Genomic DNA, 18072 nt, shown 5'->3' with positions numbered 1-18072 from the left:
ACTCGATGGAGTTCCTGATCAACTGGCTTTCCAACGTGCCGCAATCAGCGGTTCCATTCGCGCTGGCCGCGCTGGGCCTGATCGTCTGCGAACGATCCGGGGTGCTGAATCTCGGTGCAGAAGGCTATCTGCTCGTTGGCGCCAACGCCGGCGCCGGTGCGATGCTGACGACGGGAAGCCCGATGTTTGCGTTCGTTCTTGCCGCACTGGCCGGTGGGGCGTTGTCGCTTCTGTTCGCGCTGCTCGTGATCAACCTTCGGATGAACCAAGTGATTTCGGGCCTGACCATCGTGTTCTTTGCCCAGGGTCTTACATCGCTGATCGCCGCACGGAACGGCTGGACGAGCCGTTCGTTTTCCGGGCTCGATCAGCTTGATTTCGGCCTACTGACTGACATTCCAGTGCTTGGCCCGATCCTCTTCAATCAGGACGCCATAGTCTATTTGACCGTCGCGTTGTTCGCCGGCGCTGTCTTCGTCTTCAAGCGGACGGAGATCGGCCTGCAAATTCGTGCGGTGGGAGAAAACCCCGCGGCCGCAGATTCAACTGGGGTTTCCGTCAGCCTGTATCGGTATCTGGCCGTCGTTTCGGGCGCGATGCTCATTGGCCTGGCCGGTGGCTACCTGTCTGTCGGCGTGTCGAAGATCTGGGTCGACGACATGGCCGGAGGGCGAGGGTGGATCGCCATCGCGCTCATGATTTTCGCGCGTTGGCAGTTCTGGCCTGCGCTTGCTGGGGCGGTTCTGTTCGGCTGCATCGAAGCGCTGATTCCGCGAGTTGCCGCGGTCGGCCTGCAGGTGCCTCAGTACTTCGTTCTCATGCTGCCGTATGTTGCGACGCTTTGCGCCATGGTTTGGGTCAGCCTCGACCGCACCCGCCACAGCGGCGTCCCCGCGGCTCTGGGAGAACCCTATGTGCGCGAGGAACGGCGGTAGGCTGCCAAGCTTGCTCGTCCGTAGCCTCACTCAGGAGTAGACCAGGATGAAGCTGCAACATGAATTTGAGATCGGCCGAAGCCGCGACGACGTGTGGGCGTTTTTTAAGGATATTCCCACAGTCGCCCGCTGTTTGCCCGGCGCCCAATACGAAGACAAGGATGAGACCGGCAAGCACGTCGGAAAAATGTTGATGAAGGTGGGTCCGTTCCAGACGGCCTTCGAAGGTGCTGCCGACGTTGTCTACGACGATGCGAATAACAGGATCGATGTGACCGGCAAGGGGGTCGACAAGAAGGGTGGAAGCCGCGGCAAGATGACCATGGCCGTTCAAGTGACGGAGGCTGACGCGGCCACGAAGGTCCACGTGACGACGGACGTACAACTTTCCGGCGCAATCGCGCAATTCGGCCGGACCGGGATCATCGAGGAGGTCGCTGACGTCCTGATCGCGGATTTCGTGCGCAATGCGGATGCGAACCTGTCGTCGCATACGTCCGGTAGTAATGGCGCCGCGGAGTCGCACGCCCCAGAATCCTCGGCTTCCGCGCAACCGAGCTCGCAAGCGTTGCCGGGTTTCTCGATTCTGATGCGTTCACTGCTTGCGTGGCTGGGCGCGTTTTTTAAACGAAAAGAAAAATAAACAGGCCACGCAACGCCGTGAGGTCGATTGGATAGCCTGGGTAAGGGGACTTATACCAAAAGCAACCTGAAACTGGCGGTTGTCCGCCCTTTCGTCATTTAACAAGTCGTCCCGTCCAACTCCACGCGTTGCATCGAGCCTTTGCGACGTGAAGGGGGGATTTGTGCTCAGCGTAAGGCTTTGGTCCATCCGACGAAAACATCCACGGAGACTATCAGGGAGGTATGAAATGTACGAGATACAAGGATACGACAAGTGTGGTGCCTCGCGTATTGGAGAAATTTTGAATGATCTAAAATACGCTATTAATATACACCGAGCTAACGTAAACCGCACATTGGCATTCATGGGTGTCGCGGCGCTTTGTATTCCGGGGAATGGTATTGCTGCAGATTTTAGCAGCACAGGCGTCGATGTTTTGTACGGCACGGACTATGAACTCGGATCAAACGGTGACGACGGGACCGATGCCGTCACCCTGACGTTCGAGCACTTCAGTACGTGGACTTACGGCGACAACTACTTCTTCTTCGACGCCGTGTTCGAAAGCAATGGCGATGAGAACACGAGGGTATATGGAGAATACTATCCCAGAATCAGTATCGGAAAGGTAACCGGTCACGACCTGTCTGCAAATGTGGCAGAGGGTCTTGGGTTCCAGGACGTTTCCTTAAGCGTGGGTGTCAATGCTGGAAATGATGTAAGAATATTGACCTATGGACCGAGTTGGAATTTCAATATTCCCGGGTTCACGTTCTTTCAGCTGGACACATACGCTTATGACGATGTCAGCGATAGCAATCTGGATACGACTTACCAGATTACACCAAGTTGGAGTATGCCGTTCGAAGTTCAGGGGTTGAAGTTCGAATTTCGGGGGTTCGTCGATTTCATCGGCGATCAAGGCTCCGGCACGGAGCCTCAAATCGTGGCGCAGCCGCAGCTTCGCCTGGACCTTGGTGATTTGATCTTTAATTCGCCGGGCCAACTCACGCTCGGGACGGAGTTCAGTTGGTGGCACAACAAGTTCGGTGTGGATGGTGTGACCGACAACGTTTGGCAAGCGCTTGTCGGATACCGGTTCTAGGGCGCGAGCCGATCGTCGGATCACCTTCTATCTGAAAGACTTGGAGGCTGATTCGGTGCTCGGACCGGGTCGGTGCGAGTGCATCGGTCTCTCGGCGATCGGAAGGTCGAATGCCTTCCTTCCGTAACCCGGACTGGGATGTCGAGGCATCAGGAGTGGACCGCTATTCGTGGCGCGTTCACTCCTTTTTTTATTTTGTTCGACGAGAAAATATGAACTCACCTCGACCCGGTAAGCCTACCGGAAAATCGGCATCCTGGAGAGACGGAGCTCTGCCATCCTGATTCCGCATCGTGCCAACGAATTGAGGCGCGCATGCCCGTCACGGATCCACCCGCTGCGACTTGGCGGGGTGTATTGTTCGTGACGAGACTCGTATCGGCGATCTTCGCCGGGCAGCGCGGCGGCGAATACCACGAGGCCGCCCGCGTCCGGCGGCCGGTGCGGTTGCTTGCGGATCTCATCGACCGGCGCGTTGTCGACACGGGCTGCCGAGGTCGAATACACGCAACGCCGTAACGCGCCTGCAATTTCTCTTGGTTCCGACAGACCATCATACCGTGCCTGTAATATGGGCATAATAGCCGAATTATGAGGATAGTGTGCCCATTCTGTTTGGCTCTTTTCGCCACGTGCGCGCGGCGATAATTGTGTCCAATTCGCGTGCGAAACCTCCGTATAAGTGCAGATTTCTCCGAACATACAGGTTTCGGCCCGACGCATGAATCTGGACTGTCCGCCGCAACTTCCACACTTCGGCGTTGACAGGTCTAACGCGGGCGTATAGGTTGATAAACGAACAGCGTATCCACATAACGGACATAAGCCGGCATGAGCTTAAGAATCGCAATCGATACCGGCGGCACGTTCACCGATGTTGTCGCTATTGATGAGGGCAGCGGCAAGCAGTACGTCATCAAAACCCCGAGTACCCCATCAAACCCGAGCGAGGGGCTGCTCGATGGAATCAGCAAGGTCCTCGAGGCCGCGGGGCGCACTGGCAAAGAAGTGACGCAGCTGCTTCACGGCTCCACCACCGCCACGAACGCGGTACTGGAGCACAAGTTCGACGGGCTCGGACTCATCGTCACCAAGGGATTCCGCCATCTGATCGAGATTGCGCGCCAGTCCGTTCCGGACGGCTATGGCAACTCGCTGTTCTGGGTGAAGCCCCCGAGATTGGTGCCACTGCACTTGGTTCGCGAGGCGCCCGGCCGGCTGGATCAGACCGGGGCCGAACTAGAGGCGTTGGACGAGGCGGCTACCATGGAAGCGGTTGACGCGCTGGTTGAGCAGGGCGTCAAGTGCATCGGTGTCTGCTTGCTGCATTCCTATGCAAACGGCGCGCACGAAGAGCGGGTCGGCCGCCTTATCGCCGATCGGTACCCGGACGTCTTCGTTTCGCTGTCGTCGCGCGTACTCCCAGAGTACCGCGAATACGAACGGGCGATGACGACGCTCATTGACGTCATGGTCAAGCCCTACTGCCAAACGTACCTGCAGCGGGCGAGCGACTCGGTGAACGAAGAGGCTGGCGACATCCCATTCCTTATCATGCAGTCGAATGGTGGCGTCGTGAAGCACAAGACCGCCGGACAAAGGCCGGTCACGATGCTTTTGTCGGGACCTGCGGGCGGTGTGCTCGGCGCGGTACACATGTCGCGTCTTGCCGGCTACGAGAATATCCTGACACTCGATGTGGGCGGGACCTCGACGGACATGTCACTGGTCACCGGGTTGGAACCGCAGATGACCAGCTACTCGATGATCGAAAATTACCCCGTCAAGACGCCGATGCTCGACATCGTGACCGTCGGAACCGGGGGCGGGTCGCTGGCGTGGGTCGACGATTACGAGAACCTGAAGGTCGGGCCGCACAGTTCCGGTGCTGTTCCGGGGCCGATCTGCTACCGCCGCGGTGGTCAGCAACCCACCGTAACCGACGCGGCTGCCGTGCTTGGGCGGCTTCCTGAGGCGCTGGTCGGCGGCGAGCTCGAACTCGACATAGGATCGGCGCAGGCGGCCTACCGGGATCTGGGCAAGCAGTTCGGAATGTCGCCCGAAGAGGTCGCAGCTGGTGTGTTCGAGATCGCCACCGCTAACATGGTGCACGGTATCCGCCAGGTCACCACGACCCGCGGCAGGGATCCGAGCGGCTATGCGTTGATCTCTTTCGGCGGCGCGGGGGCGTTGTTCGCGTGCGAGGTCGCCGAGTTCCTCGGCGTGCGCACCGTGCTCTCGCCGCCCAACCCAGGCAACTTGTCTGCCTATGGTTTGCACGTCTGTGATGTGAAGCAGGACTACATACGGACGCTTGTGCGCCAAGAGTCAACGGCGGACACGATCGAAATCGAGGCGAACTGGCAAGATCTTGAGGCGACAGGCCGCGCGGAAATTGTCTCGGAAGGTGTGCCGGAAAACAAGGTGCGGCTGCACCGTTTCGCCGATATGCGCTACGTCGGGGAGGGCCACGAGGTGAACGTCGCCATTCCTGAGGGTGCGAGCGGTGAGGACGCGATCGCATTCATGTGGGAGGACTTCCATCGCGTTCACCATGAGACTTTCGGCTTCGACTATCGAGGCGAGCAGGATGTCGAACTCGTCAATCTCCGTGTCCAGGCGATCGGCGAGGCGAACCGGCCCAAGGTGGCCGAACGCCCGGATCGCGACGGGGCGGGAGAACCGGCCTCTATGCGCCGTATCTATTGGCGCGGGCACGGTTGGGTCGAGTGCGACATCTACAACCGCGTCGAACTGGCGCTCGAACAAACCGTCCAGGGGCCGACAGTGATCGAGGAATACGGCTCAACCGTCGTGGTATCGCCAAGCTGGGCCGCGCGCACCGACAAGTATGGCAATCTGATCCTGGAGAAGACCGATGCCTGATGCTTCCGCCAAGACGAAACTGGGGCCCATCGAGCTTGAGGTGATCACCGGCACGGTGCGGTCTACGGAACTGGAAATTGAGGCAGCAGTCGAGCGAACTTCGCGATCTCCGATGATCAGAGATCAGCACGACTATCGCGTCGCGCTGTTCGATGCGGGCGGGCGGAAGCTGACCGGCAGGTCTTACTCGGCGCTCGTCGAGCCGGTGTTCGAGTATTTCGACGAAGGCGACATCCACGAGGGCGACGTCTTCCTCTGGAACGATCCGTACAACTCCTGCGGCGGGATCGGCCATGTTCCCGATCTCTGCACCACGGTACCGATCTTTTATCAAGGGCAACTTATCGGGTTCAGCCAGGTCTTCGGGCATCATGACGATGTCGGCGGCGCCGTGCCGGGCAGCCTTCCGGTCAGCGCAAAGGACATGTGGGCGGAGGGTCTCGTCATCCCTCCGATGAAGCTCTATGACAAGGGTGTTCTGAACCAGGCGGCCTACAACATCATCTTCCGGAACTCGCGACTGGGGGAGCACCTACGGGGCGATGTGGACGCCGAGATTGGCGCGGCTCTGCTGGGGTCGCGCCGGATCGTCGCGATGGCGGAGCGCTATGGAATCGACGTGCTCGAAGCCGCCTTCGACGCGATGATCGGGAACTGCGCCGAAACACTCCGGCGCGAGTTGCTGCCGAAGATCGAGGACGGCGTCTATTCGTGGGAAGACTATATCGAGAACGACGGCGTCAACCGCGATCATCCGCCGCACGCCCTGCGGCTGACGATGACGAAGACCCCGGACAAGATCGTTCTCGACTTCACCGGAACGGATCCGGAGGCGGCCGGGCCGATCAACTGGCCGATCGATTACGCGGATGGCAAATTCATCCGCAAGTTCGTGGCGCCGGTGCTCCGGTCACTGGCCGATACGCCGGAACGTGCGGCAGAGATCGATATCAACGAGGGCGCGCTCGACGTCGTCGAGGTTAAGTTCCCGGAGAAGGGCACGCTGGTCACGCCAACCTTCGGCAAACCGACCGGCATGCGCTTCTTCCTGTTCCTGCGCGTGCTCGGCACGTTTGCTGGTGTGCTGGCCAAGGCGACCAAGGGGCGCGTTCCTGCCGACCATGAGACGATCCGTATCTGGGGGATGCACGGCGGCAACACGAGCGACAATTTCTACCTGTTCCGCGAGGTGCTTGGCGGTGGCGCGCCGGGGCGGCCTTGGGCCGATGGCAGCGATGTCGTCCATATCGTGCCGAATTCGCGTAATCTGCCGGTCGAGTTCTCCGAGACCCGGTTCCCGATCCGGATCGAACAACTCGCCCTGGCGCAGGATTCCGGCGGCGCTGGCTATCGTCGCGGCGGTTTCGGCTACGACAAGCAGGTGCGGTCGCTGCAGAAGTCGACGCTTCTGTCGAATGCCGACCGCTCGGACCTGCCTTGTGTCGGTGTCAACGGCGGGAAGTCCGGCGACACGTACAAAGTCTCGGTTTTCCGTGAGAACGGCGAGGTTCAGCATGTTCCGGGGATGTCGGACGACGTGGTGGTCGGCGCAGGCGAGACTGTCCGAATCATCACCACGGGCGGCGGCGGATGGGGGGATCCCCTGACGCGCGAGCCGGAGATGGTCGCCTATGACGTCACCTGCGGGCTCGTTTCGGAGCAGTCGGCCCTGGCCGACTATGGCGTCGTGCTTCGCCGCGCGGGCTATCGTTACGAGGTTGACGAGGTCCAGACCCGGGAACGCCGCGAAACGATGCGCAGTGCGCGGGATCCTCTGCCGATGTACGATCGCGGAGCATCGTTCGAGCGGAAGAAGGCGGCCGGTGGAATCCGGTGGCCGGAGGGGTGGAGCGATCCGGACGAAGGTTGGCTCGCGGTCCCTCCCGAGGCGGGACGGCGCCCCGGTAGAGCCGCCTGAGATGAGTGGACCGGCCGGCGCCATCACTCGCCGGCCGGGCCATAAACATCGACTGCGGCGGTTCGATGGGATGAGCAGAACGCATCTACCGGTTCGTGTACAGGGGTAGGCCCCCCTCCAACGAGACCTTCGGTCATCGTGCGGAGGTCTGGAAGCGCTTCACCACGCAGGCGCGGATCGTTTCGCCGAATGACATAATAAAATTAGAGAGTGGACTTTTATAATTGTGTTTTCGTTCGGATTGCCATGTATATAGAAAAATAAAACTACATGTTATTTAGATACTTCAACTTCGTTTATCTTAATTAATTGTGAATAGAAAATGCTTGTGTTCGTGCATTACTGGCTGGAGCTGTTTCAGAAACCGGCACAAGCTGTATGAATCGAAAGTCGAATCGGATGCCAGGGATCGTGAGGGGAATCCGCCATGACGACTGTAAAAGAAGTTCGGTTGGCTCATATGACGCAGGACGAGGTTGCGCGGGCAATCGACAGCAAGCGGCTGGTGATTTTGCCGACTGGCGCCACCGAGGCGCACGGCCCGCACATGCCTATAGACACCGATTCGCACCAGGCGGAGCATATCGCGGTGCTCCTTGCCAAAAGAATCGACGCTGTCGTTGCGCCGGCCGTCTGTTACGGAGTCTCGAAGACCTTCGAAAACTTTCCCGGTACGATCTCTTTGTCGATTCCTGTCTATCAAGAACTCGTCTACGAGGTCTGTGCCGCGCTTATTCGCTCCGGCTTCGAACACGTGCTGATTTTGAACGGGAACCGTCCGAACGGCACTGCAAATGACGCCGTGGCCCGGCGTCTCGTCGACGATCTCGATGAACAGTTCAATTTCAAAGTAACGGCGTTCAGTTACTGGGAGCCGGGCGCCAAGCAAATCCATGCGCTGCGCAAATCCGAAGTGGGCGGAATGGGGCACGCCGGTGAATTCGAGACCTCCTTCCAACTTTCCGTGCGCCCGGAGCTCGTCCACATGGACCGGCTGGGTGGCGTTCATGCGCCGCTTGTCGGCTGGGACCTGGTGGCGCCGATGGAGCCGGTCCGAACCTATGGCCGGCGGCCGCGGCCCGCGAAGGGACACGCGGCGATTTTCGGCAATCCGCACGTGGCGGCGAAGGAATCCGGCGACGCCATGATTGCTGCGACTGTCGATGCGCTCGTCGACAAGATGGAAAACCTCCAGGGGTCGTATGAAGAGAGACGGTGAATCGGGATTGGCGCGCGTCGCGCGGACCTGTCCCGAAAAGACGACGTCATGCTTCAAGGACATCGCCCGCCAGAGCGTCAGAGTTGGATTGGCAGGTAATTTGGATTCGTAGAGAAATATCCTGGTCGGTATTTGGCTATCCAAATATGGCAATACGAAAATCTTGCCCGATGAGAATCGTCGCAAAAGGACACGGGAACGGCATCGGACCGGTCGTCGAGGGAGGTCAAGGCAGGCGGCATGAACGATAACCTCTTTGAGTCTTTCAGGATGCGTTTCCCACAGGATCCTCGGGCGGTGGTTATGGAGATCCCTGGTTGCCGCCAGTACCGCTATGCCGATCTCGACCGCGACAGTGCCATGTTCGCGTTGCGGCTTTCGGATGCAGGCGCGAATCCGGGCGATCGGGTCATGGTGCAGGTGGAAAAGTCGTTGGAGGCGGTGGCCGTCTATCTGGCCTGCCTTCGCGCTGGTTTTGTTTTCATACCCCTGAATACCGCTTATGGCCGGGAGGAACTGGAGTATCTCACTGCCGATGCTTCGCCGGCGGCGGTCGTGTGCGATCCCGCTTCGCACCTTGCCGCGGCCGATTTTCCATACTCCGCGCCGTGCGGGACTTTCACCCTCGATTGCGACGGCCTCGGCTCGTTGACTAAGGGGGCGCGGGAGGTAGCGAAAGATCTAGAGACCGTTCCTTGTCGCGGGGAGGATGTCGCCGCGATTCTTTACACAAGCGGCACAACCGGCCGGGCCAAGGGGGCGATGCTGACTCACGCCAATCTCGCCTCGAATGCCGTCGCTTTATGCGACTGCTGGGGGTTAAGCGATAGCGACGTGCTGCTTCATGCGCTGCCCATCTTTCACACTCATGGCCTATTCGTGGCGATCAACACCACGCTGCTCCAGGGCGGTCAAATGCTGTTCTTGCCCAGGTTCGACGTCGAGCAGGTCTTGTCTGTTCTGCCGCGGGTCACCGTGATGATGGGTGTACCGACCTACTATACGCGCCTTTTGAACGACGCACGATTCGACAAGTGGGCATGTCGGTCGATTCGGCTCTTCATTTCCGGTTCCGCCCCATTGCTGCCCGAGACATTCGAGGAGTTCAGGCGCAGGACCGGCCATGCGATTCTGGAGCGCTACGGTATGACCGAGACGAATATGATTGCGTCCAATCCGGTCGACGGCGATCGGACCGCCGGCTCCGTTGGATATCCGCTGCCGGGTGTCGCCGTGCGAATCTGCGGTGAGGATGGGACGGCGCTCGCGGATGGCCAAATCGGAAATATCGAAGTGCGCGGACCGAGTGTATTCAAGGGGTACTGGCGCAACCCGGAAAAGACCAATGCCGAATTTTGTGAGGACGGATTTTTTAAGACAGGCGATGTCGGACGATTCGACTCGAATGGCTATCTGCACATCGTAGGGCGCTCCAAGGATCTCATCATCTCTGGCGGCTTCAATGTGTATCCGAAGGAGGTCGAAGAGGTGGTCGATCGCATTGATGGAGTCGGCGAATCAGCGGTTATCGGCGTGAGTCATCCGGATTTCGGCGAGGGCGTGGTAGCGGTCGTCGTGCCGGATCGTACGCGTGCCGGTGAACTGACGGTTGGAGAGGTCATTGCCGAAGCGAGATCGCGTCTAGCCGCGTTCAAGACGCCCAAGGCCGTGGTTTTTGTCGAAGAACTCCCCAAAAACGCGATGGGCAAGATTGAGAAGGCCAAGCTTAGGTCAGCATATAACGATCTGTTCTCAACGGTCGGCGGGCAATGATGGCGATTCGATCGGATAAGACGGTAAGTACGACTGATCGTGTCCAAGCCAGTTCGACGTCCGACCCTGTTTCGAACAGAACCTCAAGTGCGCCTCGACAGTCTTTTGCCTTGAACAGTTTCTTGAACTCGGTCGCGGACGCGGGCTTGGAGTTGCTGTTTCGGCGGAAACTGGCACCAGGCTCGGATGGAGAGAACATTTACACCCTCTGCAACGAGCTTCTCTCGACTTTGGGCGAAGCGTCCGGCACCGCGATTGCACGCAAGGTTATCGTGGCTTACGAGGCGATGGATGCGGAAGCCCGGTGTGTATTCTTCGAGAAACTGCGGCGCGATTTCAACGTCGACGCCAAGACCGTGCTGGACGCCGCCAACGCGTATGCCGCCCAATCCGACGACGCATCGCTTGCCAAACTCATCCGGGCTGTGGAACCGCCGCGCCAGGAGCTGTTCAGACGCCTGAACATGGCGCCGAATGGAACCGAATCGCTTGTGCGCATGCGCCGCGATCTCTTGGAGACGTTGCGTGACAAACCCGAACTGAAAGCGGTAGACGCGGATCTGCGTCATCTCTTTGCTTCCTGGTTCAATCGTGGATTTCTTGCGCTGCGTCGGATTGATTGGGAGACGCCCGCCGCCGTCCTGGAGAAGCTCATCGAATACGAGACGGTTCACGAGATGCGGGGCTGGGACGACTTGCGTCGGCGGCTTGCTCCGGACCGCAGGTGCTTCGCGTTCTTTCACAGTGCCCTCCCGAACGATCCGCTTGTTTTCGTGGAAGTCGCGCTTGTCAAAGGAATCTCGGGCGAAATCGGGCCGATCATCAGTCTCGACCGCGTCGAGTCCGACCCGGCGAGTGCGGATACCGCCATCTTTTATTCGATCAACAACTGCCATGAGGGGCTGCGGGGCATCACCTTCGGCAATTTTCTCATCAAGCAGGTGGTGCTCGAACTGGCGCGGGAATTCCCGCAACTCAAAACCTATGCGACGTTGTCGCCGGTGCCGGGATTCCGGCATTGGCTGTCCGGGGCTTCGAAGCCGGGTGCCGATCCGGAACTTTTGACCGACGCAGAAATCGAGACGCTTGTCTTGCTCGGCGATTCGGATTGGTCCGCCGACGCTACGAAGGCCGAGGCTTTGCAGCCTTTGTTGACGAGGTTGATCGCCCACTACTTGCTGCACGAGAAACGTGGGTCCGAGCCTCTGGATCCTGTGGCTCGGTTCCACCTGCGCAATGGGGCCCGCCTCGACCGGATCAATTGGCTGGGCGACTGCTCGCTCGAACGAATGCGTCAGTCCGCCGGGTTCCTTGTCAACTACGTCTATGACCTGAAATCGATCGAACGGAACCACGAGGATTATGTGAAGAATCATATGGTCGTCGCATCGTCGGCCGTCACGCGGCTTGCGCAACGAAAGGGCAAGTGAAGCGATGAGAGGTGTGACCTCCGACTCGCGCGATGCGTATTGGGCGCGTTCGGCGGTTGAAGTGGTGAGCTTGCTCCAGAGTGGCGAGATCACGCCGAACGAGCTTCTTGATAGTCTCGAAGACCGTGTAAGTGAAGTCGACCGGCACGTCAACGCGCTGCCCACGCTGTGCTTCGATCGAGCGCGCCGTGCCGCTCGCTCGTGTTCGCGAATGGACAAGCGGCGCGGTCCGCTTTGGGGGCTCCCCGTTGCCATCAAGGATTCTGTACCCGTTGCAGCTGTGCGCACCACCTATGGCTCGCGCGCCTTCGCGGAACATGTTCCCGAGCGATCAGCCGGCCTCGTTGAGTTGATCGAGGCGCGCGGTGGGATCGTATATGCGAAATCCAACACACCCGAGTTCGAGGCGGGTGCCAATACGTTTAACGAAGTCTTCGGTGCCACGCGCAATCCGTGGGATGTCCGTCTGTCGGCCGGCGGATCCTCCGGGGGCGCCGCCGTGGCCGTCGCGACGGGCATGGCGTGGCTGGCGCAGGGCACGGACTTCGCGTGTTCACTGCGGAACCCAGCCAGCTTCAATGGCGTCGTGGGACTCCGTCCGGGGCCCGGCGTCGTTCCGCAAGGCTCGAACGGTGTACCGTTCCAGACATTGTCGGTCGCCGGCCCGATCGCGCGAAGCGTGGCGGACTGCGGCCTCTTCCTCGATGCGATGGCGGGCCATAGTTCGCAGGACCCGTTGTCGTTCGATGGCAGCGGCCGGCGCTACACCGAGGCGGCCGCCACACCGCGGTGCCCGGCCCGCATTGCATTCAGCGCCGACCTCGGTATTACGGCGGTCGAAGACGGCGTCGTGTCGATCTGCCGCAGCGCGGTGGCCGCGCTTGGCGGGGAAGGGATCGACGTTATTGAGACCCACCCTGACATGAGGGAAGCCCATTGGGCGTTCCGCACGCTTCGCGCGCTCCAGTTTGCGACGGCGTGGGCGCATGTTCTGGACGATCACCGCAACGAGTTGAAGCCCGAAGTGGTTTGGAACATCGAGGAGGGGCTGGCGCTCACGGCGGAAGATATCGTGGCCGCGGAGCGCGCACGTGCCGCAATTTGCGCGCGTGTCGTCGAATTCCTCGCCGAGTACGAATTCCTTCTTTTGCCGACGGCGATCGTACCGCCTTTCCCGCTCGAACAGCGATATGTCGACCGGTGCGCCGGGCTGAAATTCGATAACTACTTGGAGTGGATGGCGATCGCTTACGCGATTTCACTTACTGCATGTCCGGCCATCTCGGTGCCGTGCGGTCTAACCGAGGAAGGGGTGCCCGTTGGACTTCAAATCATCGCTAGGCCACGCGCCGAGCGTGCACTCTTGTCGTTTGCAGCATTCGTCGAGGAAATGTTTGGCGTTTACTTGTCGTTGCCGATTGATCCTCGGCCTATTGGCGGGGATGACTAGGTTTGTTTAGTTAATTATTAAAACGAGAGGTTCTGTCCGATAGCGTGATACTGAACGGCTGGCTGCGACAAGCCGCTGGCGCGGCCGATGGGCATCTCTGGAGTGCACATCAAGTTCCCACTGAATCTGTGGCCGCCCCAGTCTGCAAGACGGAAGGGGCCGGCGGTCCAAGGCAGTCAGCAAAGATGGCAGTGTCAAGGGAACTGCCTTACGGCGCAGGTGCTATCTGAGTAGCCTCGCGCATGGCCAGCTCGTTCTGCTACTTCAAGACGTCGCCCCAGGTGATCCGGCCAGCTGTCTTGATGTACGTTCGGCATCCGCTGTCGCTACGCAATGTCGAGGATCAGCTTTTCGAGCGAGGCATCGACGTAACCCACGAGACAATCCGACAGTGGTGGAACCGCTTCGGGTCGATCTTCGCCGCCGGAGGGCAGCCAACGACCTGCCCGGCAACAGTAGAGCGGCACAGGTTCAGCCGGGTCGGGACTTCCAGGGTGGTCAACCAAATAGCTGCACCGCGGCCAAGCGATAAAGATGCGCGATGGATCCCTGTTCCCCGTCGAATTTTCCCTGTTTGCGGATTTTGGTTCCCTTCTCCCTTTCACAAATTCACTGTTCTTTGCCGCAGGGAATTCTCCACTAACTTCTTGATTTCGCTGCTTGGTTCTCGGCGGTTATGGATATGATCCCTGCAAAATGGGCGAATTTCCCTGTAAATCGGGGCATAAGAGGGAAAATGGGCGGAGACCAGTTCGCAGCAGACTACCTGCACCGCCACCTGCCCCGCGAAAGGTGTTTCCCAATCCAACTGCGGCCGGATTCATTCGTTGTTTTCGAGAGTTATGCGGGACGGGGTCAAACCGATGCGGGGTGCCGAGCCAGCCGTTTGGAGCGCCCCGTCTCATAGCTCTTGCGACCGAAATCGGAATTTATGAAGTCACACCATGTAGTTGCCGGCGGCGTCACTCTCGTAGAGGGCCTTGATGGAAGTTGCTCCATCAATCGCTGACCGCACAGGGGCTTCCTTAAGATCGAGGACTCGAAATACATCACCCATCTTTACGACGGCATCGATTCGCCGGAACACTTCACCATTGATCGCCGCATATTGTGCAAGTCCTTTCAGCTTTGGGATCGAATCACTGAATTGCGTGCCGTGTGGGTCGACGATATCGGCGGCTACGGTTCCGTCCGGTAGTTGCGCAAAAAAGATGAAGTCAGGGCGAACAATCTTCGGTTCAGTTCCGTCCTGGTAGGTGACGCCTAGAGAGTCCTGACTGGCGCGCGACGGGTTGCGGTACCATCCGATAGTATCCGGCCGCTTCAACTCCGCTGCCAGAACATCGCCTTCCCACGAGTTGAAGTCCTCTGGGAACATGCCGTCTTTCGCACAGAGCAAGTGGCGCTCAAAGCGCGGAAGTGGCTTCTCGGTTCCATCGGCTTCGCGCACCGTCGTCGGCTGCATCCAAGACGTGGGCATAGCCAAGTCGACATCCATCGGATGAGCGCTCATCTCCCGGATCTGGCGGTATACCTCTTGGCGCTCATCCGACAGGCTTTTGATTTCGATGCGGTGCTTGGTAAGCCAATCTGTGGCGAGCTTCTCGGCTTCGGCTTCGAGGTAGTCCTTCACCTCCGGAACCAGACCCAGAGCGGCAACCGTAACGCGGGCCTCTATCAACGCCGCCTCGAGATCGTCCTTTTCGTATTCCGACTTCGCGAGAAACTCGCTGTAGGACGTCGCAAGATCGGGACTGACCGCTCGCCCGGCGCGCCGATACGCCTCGTCGATTACGGCAAAGTCGGCGGCTTCGAGAAAGTCGTCGAACGACATTTCCCGGGTTTTGAGATCCGTCTTCAGGCTTTTCCCTTCGACTGTGAGGACTGTTTTCCTCGCCTTCGCAATCTCTGCCTTGTAGCGCTCCCTGGCCGCATTCAGCACTTTGTGCATCTCGGCGTGGGCTGTCTTGCCGGCTTCGGCGAGCAAACCGTCGGCAGCGAGTTCATGCGCAAGCGATGTAAGGCGCTTGACGGGCTTGGCCTGTCGCTTGGGAAGAGACTGAGATGGGAGCGAAAGCAGCTTGTCCCAGACTGCGTCTGGTATCGCAGGGTTCGGCTTCATTTCCTCCGGATTGATCAGCACCCGCCGGCCGGGAAGGTCCTCGCCCCCGTCACCTCCGGACATCAGCGCCTTCGCGACGTCCTTGACAGATTTGGCATCGAAGAACGGCAAAAGGCAGTCCACGGCGTTCAGCCGCTCGTTGCCCGGAATCCGCCGTGCGAGCGGCGTGCGCACCATGCGGCCGAGAAGCTGCGTGATGTGGGTTCTGTCCATCGCGGGACGGAACGACACCATCACCTCCGCCCGCGGACAGTCCCAGCCCGTGCTGATCGCATCCTTCGCGATCAGGACGCGAACCCACTTCGATTCCTGGACGCGCTCCGGTGAGATGTACGGGATCGAGTGGCTGCCGAACGTTTCCGTCGTGTGGTCTCCGAAAACGTGCGCCACCGCGTTGTCAGGAAGGTCCGGCCAGCGCTCGTAAATCGTGTCGAGGGCTCGGCCGATTTCGTCATGATCGGGCGAATTCGGCACCTGCAGCACCATCAATGGCGCGACGGTGTCGGCATCGTCCTGTTGCTTCGCGTAATCGTTCCAGGCTGCCGTGATTTCCTTCAGCTTGTCGGTCCCTCGACGCACGAGCACCGTGTCGAACTGGCCGACCTCGTTGGGCACATCAAGGATGATCGTATCCTTCAACAGGCCGGAGGCCTGCACCTTTCCGGAGTCGACCACCACGTTCGGCAGGGTGGCACGATCCTGCATGTCCGCCATCGCGGCGTTGAAGCGCTCAACCGTCGCCGAGATGCCGAGCACGATCGGGATGGCAGGCACCAAGCCGGAGCCGTTGATCAGCCGCTTGACGATGGTGGACTTCTCGCCACCGCCGTTGCCGCCGGAAGCCTTCATGCCGCGGTGCGCCTCGTCGAGTACGAGGTAGAGCGTCAGATCCGGATCCTCGATGGTGTTCTGGATCGTGTCCCAGATCGTGAATGCTCGCATGTCGGGCATGATCGTCTGGCGACCGTCGGATTCGACGCCCGGGTCGTCCGGGTCGTGGCCGCGCACCAGAAGGCTCGACTTGCTCAGCTTCTGCGTGTTGAGGAAGTAGACCTTGCCCGCCTCGAGCTTCTCGCGATTGAAGGTGTTCTGGACGATGACAAGGTCCGACAGCGTCAGCCGGTCCGACGCTTCGCGCAGGCGGAAATGCGATTGCGCGTTCAGCGCGGGATCGTCGCTGAACCAGATCACGACGGCGCCGGGGTCGGGCTCGAAGTCGAAGTTGTCGTCGCCATGGAACAGCGCCTCGAACAGGGCCGCAGCCATGACCGTCTTGCCTGCGCCCGTCGTCGCGGTGAGCGAGAAGGCATGCCGGTCGCCATCCTCGTGCCACCGCTTCGCGGCTTTCTTGAGGTTGGTGAGGACGTCCTTAACGGCATCTTCCTGGTAATCTTTGAGCGTGAACTTCATGGGTTAGCGGCCCATCGAAAAGCGGAAATTGGACAGGTAGGACTCGTAGAGCCGGATCGGCTCGACGCTGTCGGGTAGCCTGCGTGCGACGGATTGGAACCGGCGGTCGTCGTCGGTGACGATGTAGGCGATGCGCAGACCCGCGTGAGCATGAACTGCGTCGCAGAACTCCGCGGATCGGTCCAGGTCGACAAGCAAGCCGTAAGTGTCGGCGACCGCCCAGCCGCGTTCTGGCAGTTCGTCGATCCGGCTTCCCTCCGCGCCGGCGCGCATCCATAGGAGCGGTGCGATGCGTTGGAAGGCGAGGTTGTGATGCACGGCGACCGGCGTCTCGTAGGTCAGCGTGAAGAACTCTGCATTCTCCTCGAAGCCCTCCGCCATCGGGAATTCGTCGGTGAATTTGTAGTCGCCGTCGATAGCCTTGCCTTCGGGCGTCTTGCCGGTGATCGCGGCCTTGATCCTTGGCTTCGTGATGTAGTCGCAGATGCCCCATTGTTCCCAATCGGGATCGCCTGGCCGAAGACCAGACTTTCGGAGCGCGGCCTGTTCTTCAGCAGCAACCTCGTTGTTGGTGATGGAAATGCATTGGCGTCGGCCGTCGTCCTGCCGATTGAGGCGCATGACAGCGTGGGCGGTGGTTCCGGACCCGCTGAAAAAATCTAGAACTTTCGCATTCGGCTTATGCTTAACAAAGAACCGCAACGCATCTTCGACGGCATAAAGTGACTTTGGAAATGGAAAGCGGCGATCAGGCATAATCGTGCTCAGAAGGGTCGTCCCGTGGCTGCCGGCGTCATGAGCGGTCATGTTCCATACGGTACGAGGCGCCGCAGCACGTGCCCCATCTGCATATCTCACGATGAGCGAACCGTCTTGGGCCCTTCCTGTAACTTGTAGGGTTCCGTCCTCGATAGCCGATAGTTGATTGAAAGAAAGATAGTATATTGGAACCGAGTTCTTTGACAAATTTATGTTACCAGTTCGAACTGCACCCTTGTCTCTGAGCGATCGAAGTGTGGCTGGCACTACCGACCAGCTAAATTGTTCGTTTCGATTCGACGGTGGCCAGATTGCGACGGTCCCACTAGCAGGACGCTGAAAAACCCGGCCGAGGCGCGCTCAACCGTTGGATTTTCGGGCGGCGATGTCTGAGCGCGGGCTGGGATCGAGGGCGTTGCATTCCCGGCGGTGGTGGAATG

Annotated in this window: 11 protein-coding genes; 9 read left to right on the top strand and 2 right to left on the bottom strand. The window is 59.6% G+C overall.

Annotation, left to right across the window (positions count from 1 at the left end):
- Positions 1–5 precede the first annotated feature (5 nt).
- From DRB17_RS08125 to DRB17_RS08085, 9 genes are all read left to right on the top strand, one after another.
- Entirely contained in the window at positions 6–935 is a 930-nt protein-coding gene (locus DRB17_RS08125) for an ABC transporter permease (protein WP_114581710.1), read from the top strand.
- A gap of 46 nt (positions 936–981) precedes the next feature.
- Positions 982–1578 carry an SRPBCC family protein gene (locus DRB17_RS08120; RefSeq protein ID WP_114581709.1) on the top strand — a complete coding sequence of 199 codons (597 nt, stop codon included), beginning with the start codon at positions 982–984 and terminating at the stop codon, positions 1576–1578.
- A gap of 229 nt (positions 1579–1807) precedes the next feature.
- Positions 1808–2665, top strand: a complete 858-nt coding sequence (locus tag DRB17_RS08115) for a DUF5020 family protein (protein WP_114581708.1) — start codon at positions 1808–1810, stop codon at positions 2663–2665.
- Between the two features lie 831 nt (positions 2666–3496).
- Positions 3497–5551 carry a hydantoinase/oxoprolinase family protein gene (locus DRB17_RS08110; protein ID WP_114581707.1) on the top strand — a complete coding sequence of 685 codons (2055 nt, stop codon included), beginning with the start codon at positions 3497–3499 and terminating at the stop codon, positions 5549–5551.
- Complete coding sequence (locus DRB17_RS08105; protein WP_114581706.1) at positions 5544–7469, top strand: hydantoinase B/oxoprolinase family protein; 1926 nt, start codon at positions 5544–5546, stop codon at positions 7467–7469. The genes DRB17_RS08110 and DRB17_RS08105 overlap by 8 nt, the downstream gene beginning before the upstream one ends.
- Before the next feature lie 427 nt (positions 7470–7896).
- On the top strand, positions 7897–8688 hold the full coding sequence (locus tag DRB17_RS08100) for a creatininase family protein (RefSeq protein ID WP_114581705.1): 792 nt from the start codon (positions 7897–7899) through the stop codon (positions 8686–8688).
- 240 nt (positions 8689–8928) lie between these two features.
- Entirely contained in the window at positions 8929–10461 is a 1533-nt protein-coding gene (locus DRB17_RS08095; protein WP_114581704.1) for a malonate--CoA ligase, read from the top strand.
- A gap of 146 nt (positions 10462–10607) precedes the next feature.
- Positions 10608–11891 carry a malonyl-CoA decarboxylase gene (locus tag DRB17_RS08090; RefSeq protein ID WP_241503777.1) on the top strand — a complete coding sequence of 428 codons (1284 nt, stop codon included), beginning with the start codon at positions 10608–10610 and terminating at the stop codon, positions 11889–11891.
- Positions 11892–11895: 4 nt separating this feature from the next.
- A complete protein-coding gene (locus DRB17_RS08085; protein WP_114581703.1) occupies positions 11896–13341 on the top strand; it encodes an amidase in 1446 nt (481 codons plus the stop codon).
- A gap of 937 nt (positions 13342–14278) precedes the next feature.
- On the opposite strand, the gene DRB17_RS08075 is transcribed toward DRB17_RS08085, so the two are convergent.
- Both DRB17_RS08075 and DRB17_RS08070 read right to left on the bottom strand, forming a co-directional pair.
- Positions 14279–16873 (bottom strand): DEAD/DEAH box helicase, encoded by a 2595-nt coding sequence (locus DRB17_RS08075; protein WP_114581702.1) that lies wholly within the window; start codon positions 16871–16873, stop codon positions 14279–14281.
- 3 nt (positions 16874–16876) lie between these two features.
- Positions 16877–17731, bottom strand: coding sequence for a DNA methyltransferase (locus tag DRB17_RS08070; protein WP_277738570.1), 855 nt, complete (start codon positions 17729–17731; stop codon positions 16877–16879).
- Positions 17732–18072 lie beyond the last annotated feature (341 nt).

The organism is Ferruginivarius sediminum (genome assembly GCF_003344765.1).
Taxonomy (GTDB): Bacteria; Pseudomonadota; Alphaproteobacteria; order Kiloniellales; family Rhodovibrionaceae; genus Ferruginivarius; species Ferruginivarius sediminum.
The sequence above is the reverse complement of the archived record's forward strand: the minus strand, read 5'-3'. Positions and strand labels throughout refer to the sequence as shown.

What these genes read in the sequence shown, in the direction of transcription:
- DRB17_RS08125 (WP_114581710.1), top strand. Translation starts at nt 6, where the DNA reads ATGGAGTTCCTGATCAACTGGCTTTCCAACGTGCCGCAATCAGCGGTT.
- DRB17_RS08120 (WP_114581709.1), top strand. Translation starts at nt 982, where the DNA reads ATGAAGCTGCAACATGAATTTGAGATCGGCCGAAGCCGCGACGACGTG.
- DRB17_RS08115 (WP_114581708.1), top strand. Translation starts at nt 1,808, where the DNA reads ATGTACGAGATACAAGGATACGACAAGTGTGGTGCCTCGCGTATTGGA.
- DRB17_RS08110 (WP_114581707.1), top strand. Translation starts at nt 3,497, where the DNA reads ATGAGCTTAAGAATCGCAATCGATACCGGCGGCACGTTCACCGATGTT.
- DRB17_RS08105 (WP_114581706.1), top strand. Translation starts at nt 5,544, where the DNA reads ATGCCTGATGCTTCCGCCAAGACGAAACTGGGGCCCATCGAGCTTGAG.
- DRB17_RS08100 (WP_114581705.1), top strand. Translation starts at nt 7,897, where the DNA reads ATGACGACTGTAAAAGAAGTTCGGTTGGCTCATATGACGCAGGACGAG.
- DRB17_RS08095 (WP_114581704.1), top strand. Translation starts at nt 8,929, where the DNA reads ATGAACGATAACCTCTTTGAGTCTTTCAGGATGCGTTTCCCACAGGAT.
- DRB17_RS08085 (WP_114581703.1), top strand. Translation starts at nt 11,896, where the DNA reads ATGAGAGGTGTGACCTCCGACTCGCGCGATGCGTATTGGGCGCGTTCG.
- DRB17_RS08075 (WP_114581702.1), bottom strand. Translation starts at nt 16,873, where the DNA reads ATGAAGTTCACGCTCAAAGATTACCAGGAAGATGCCGTTAAGGACGTC.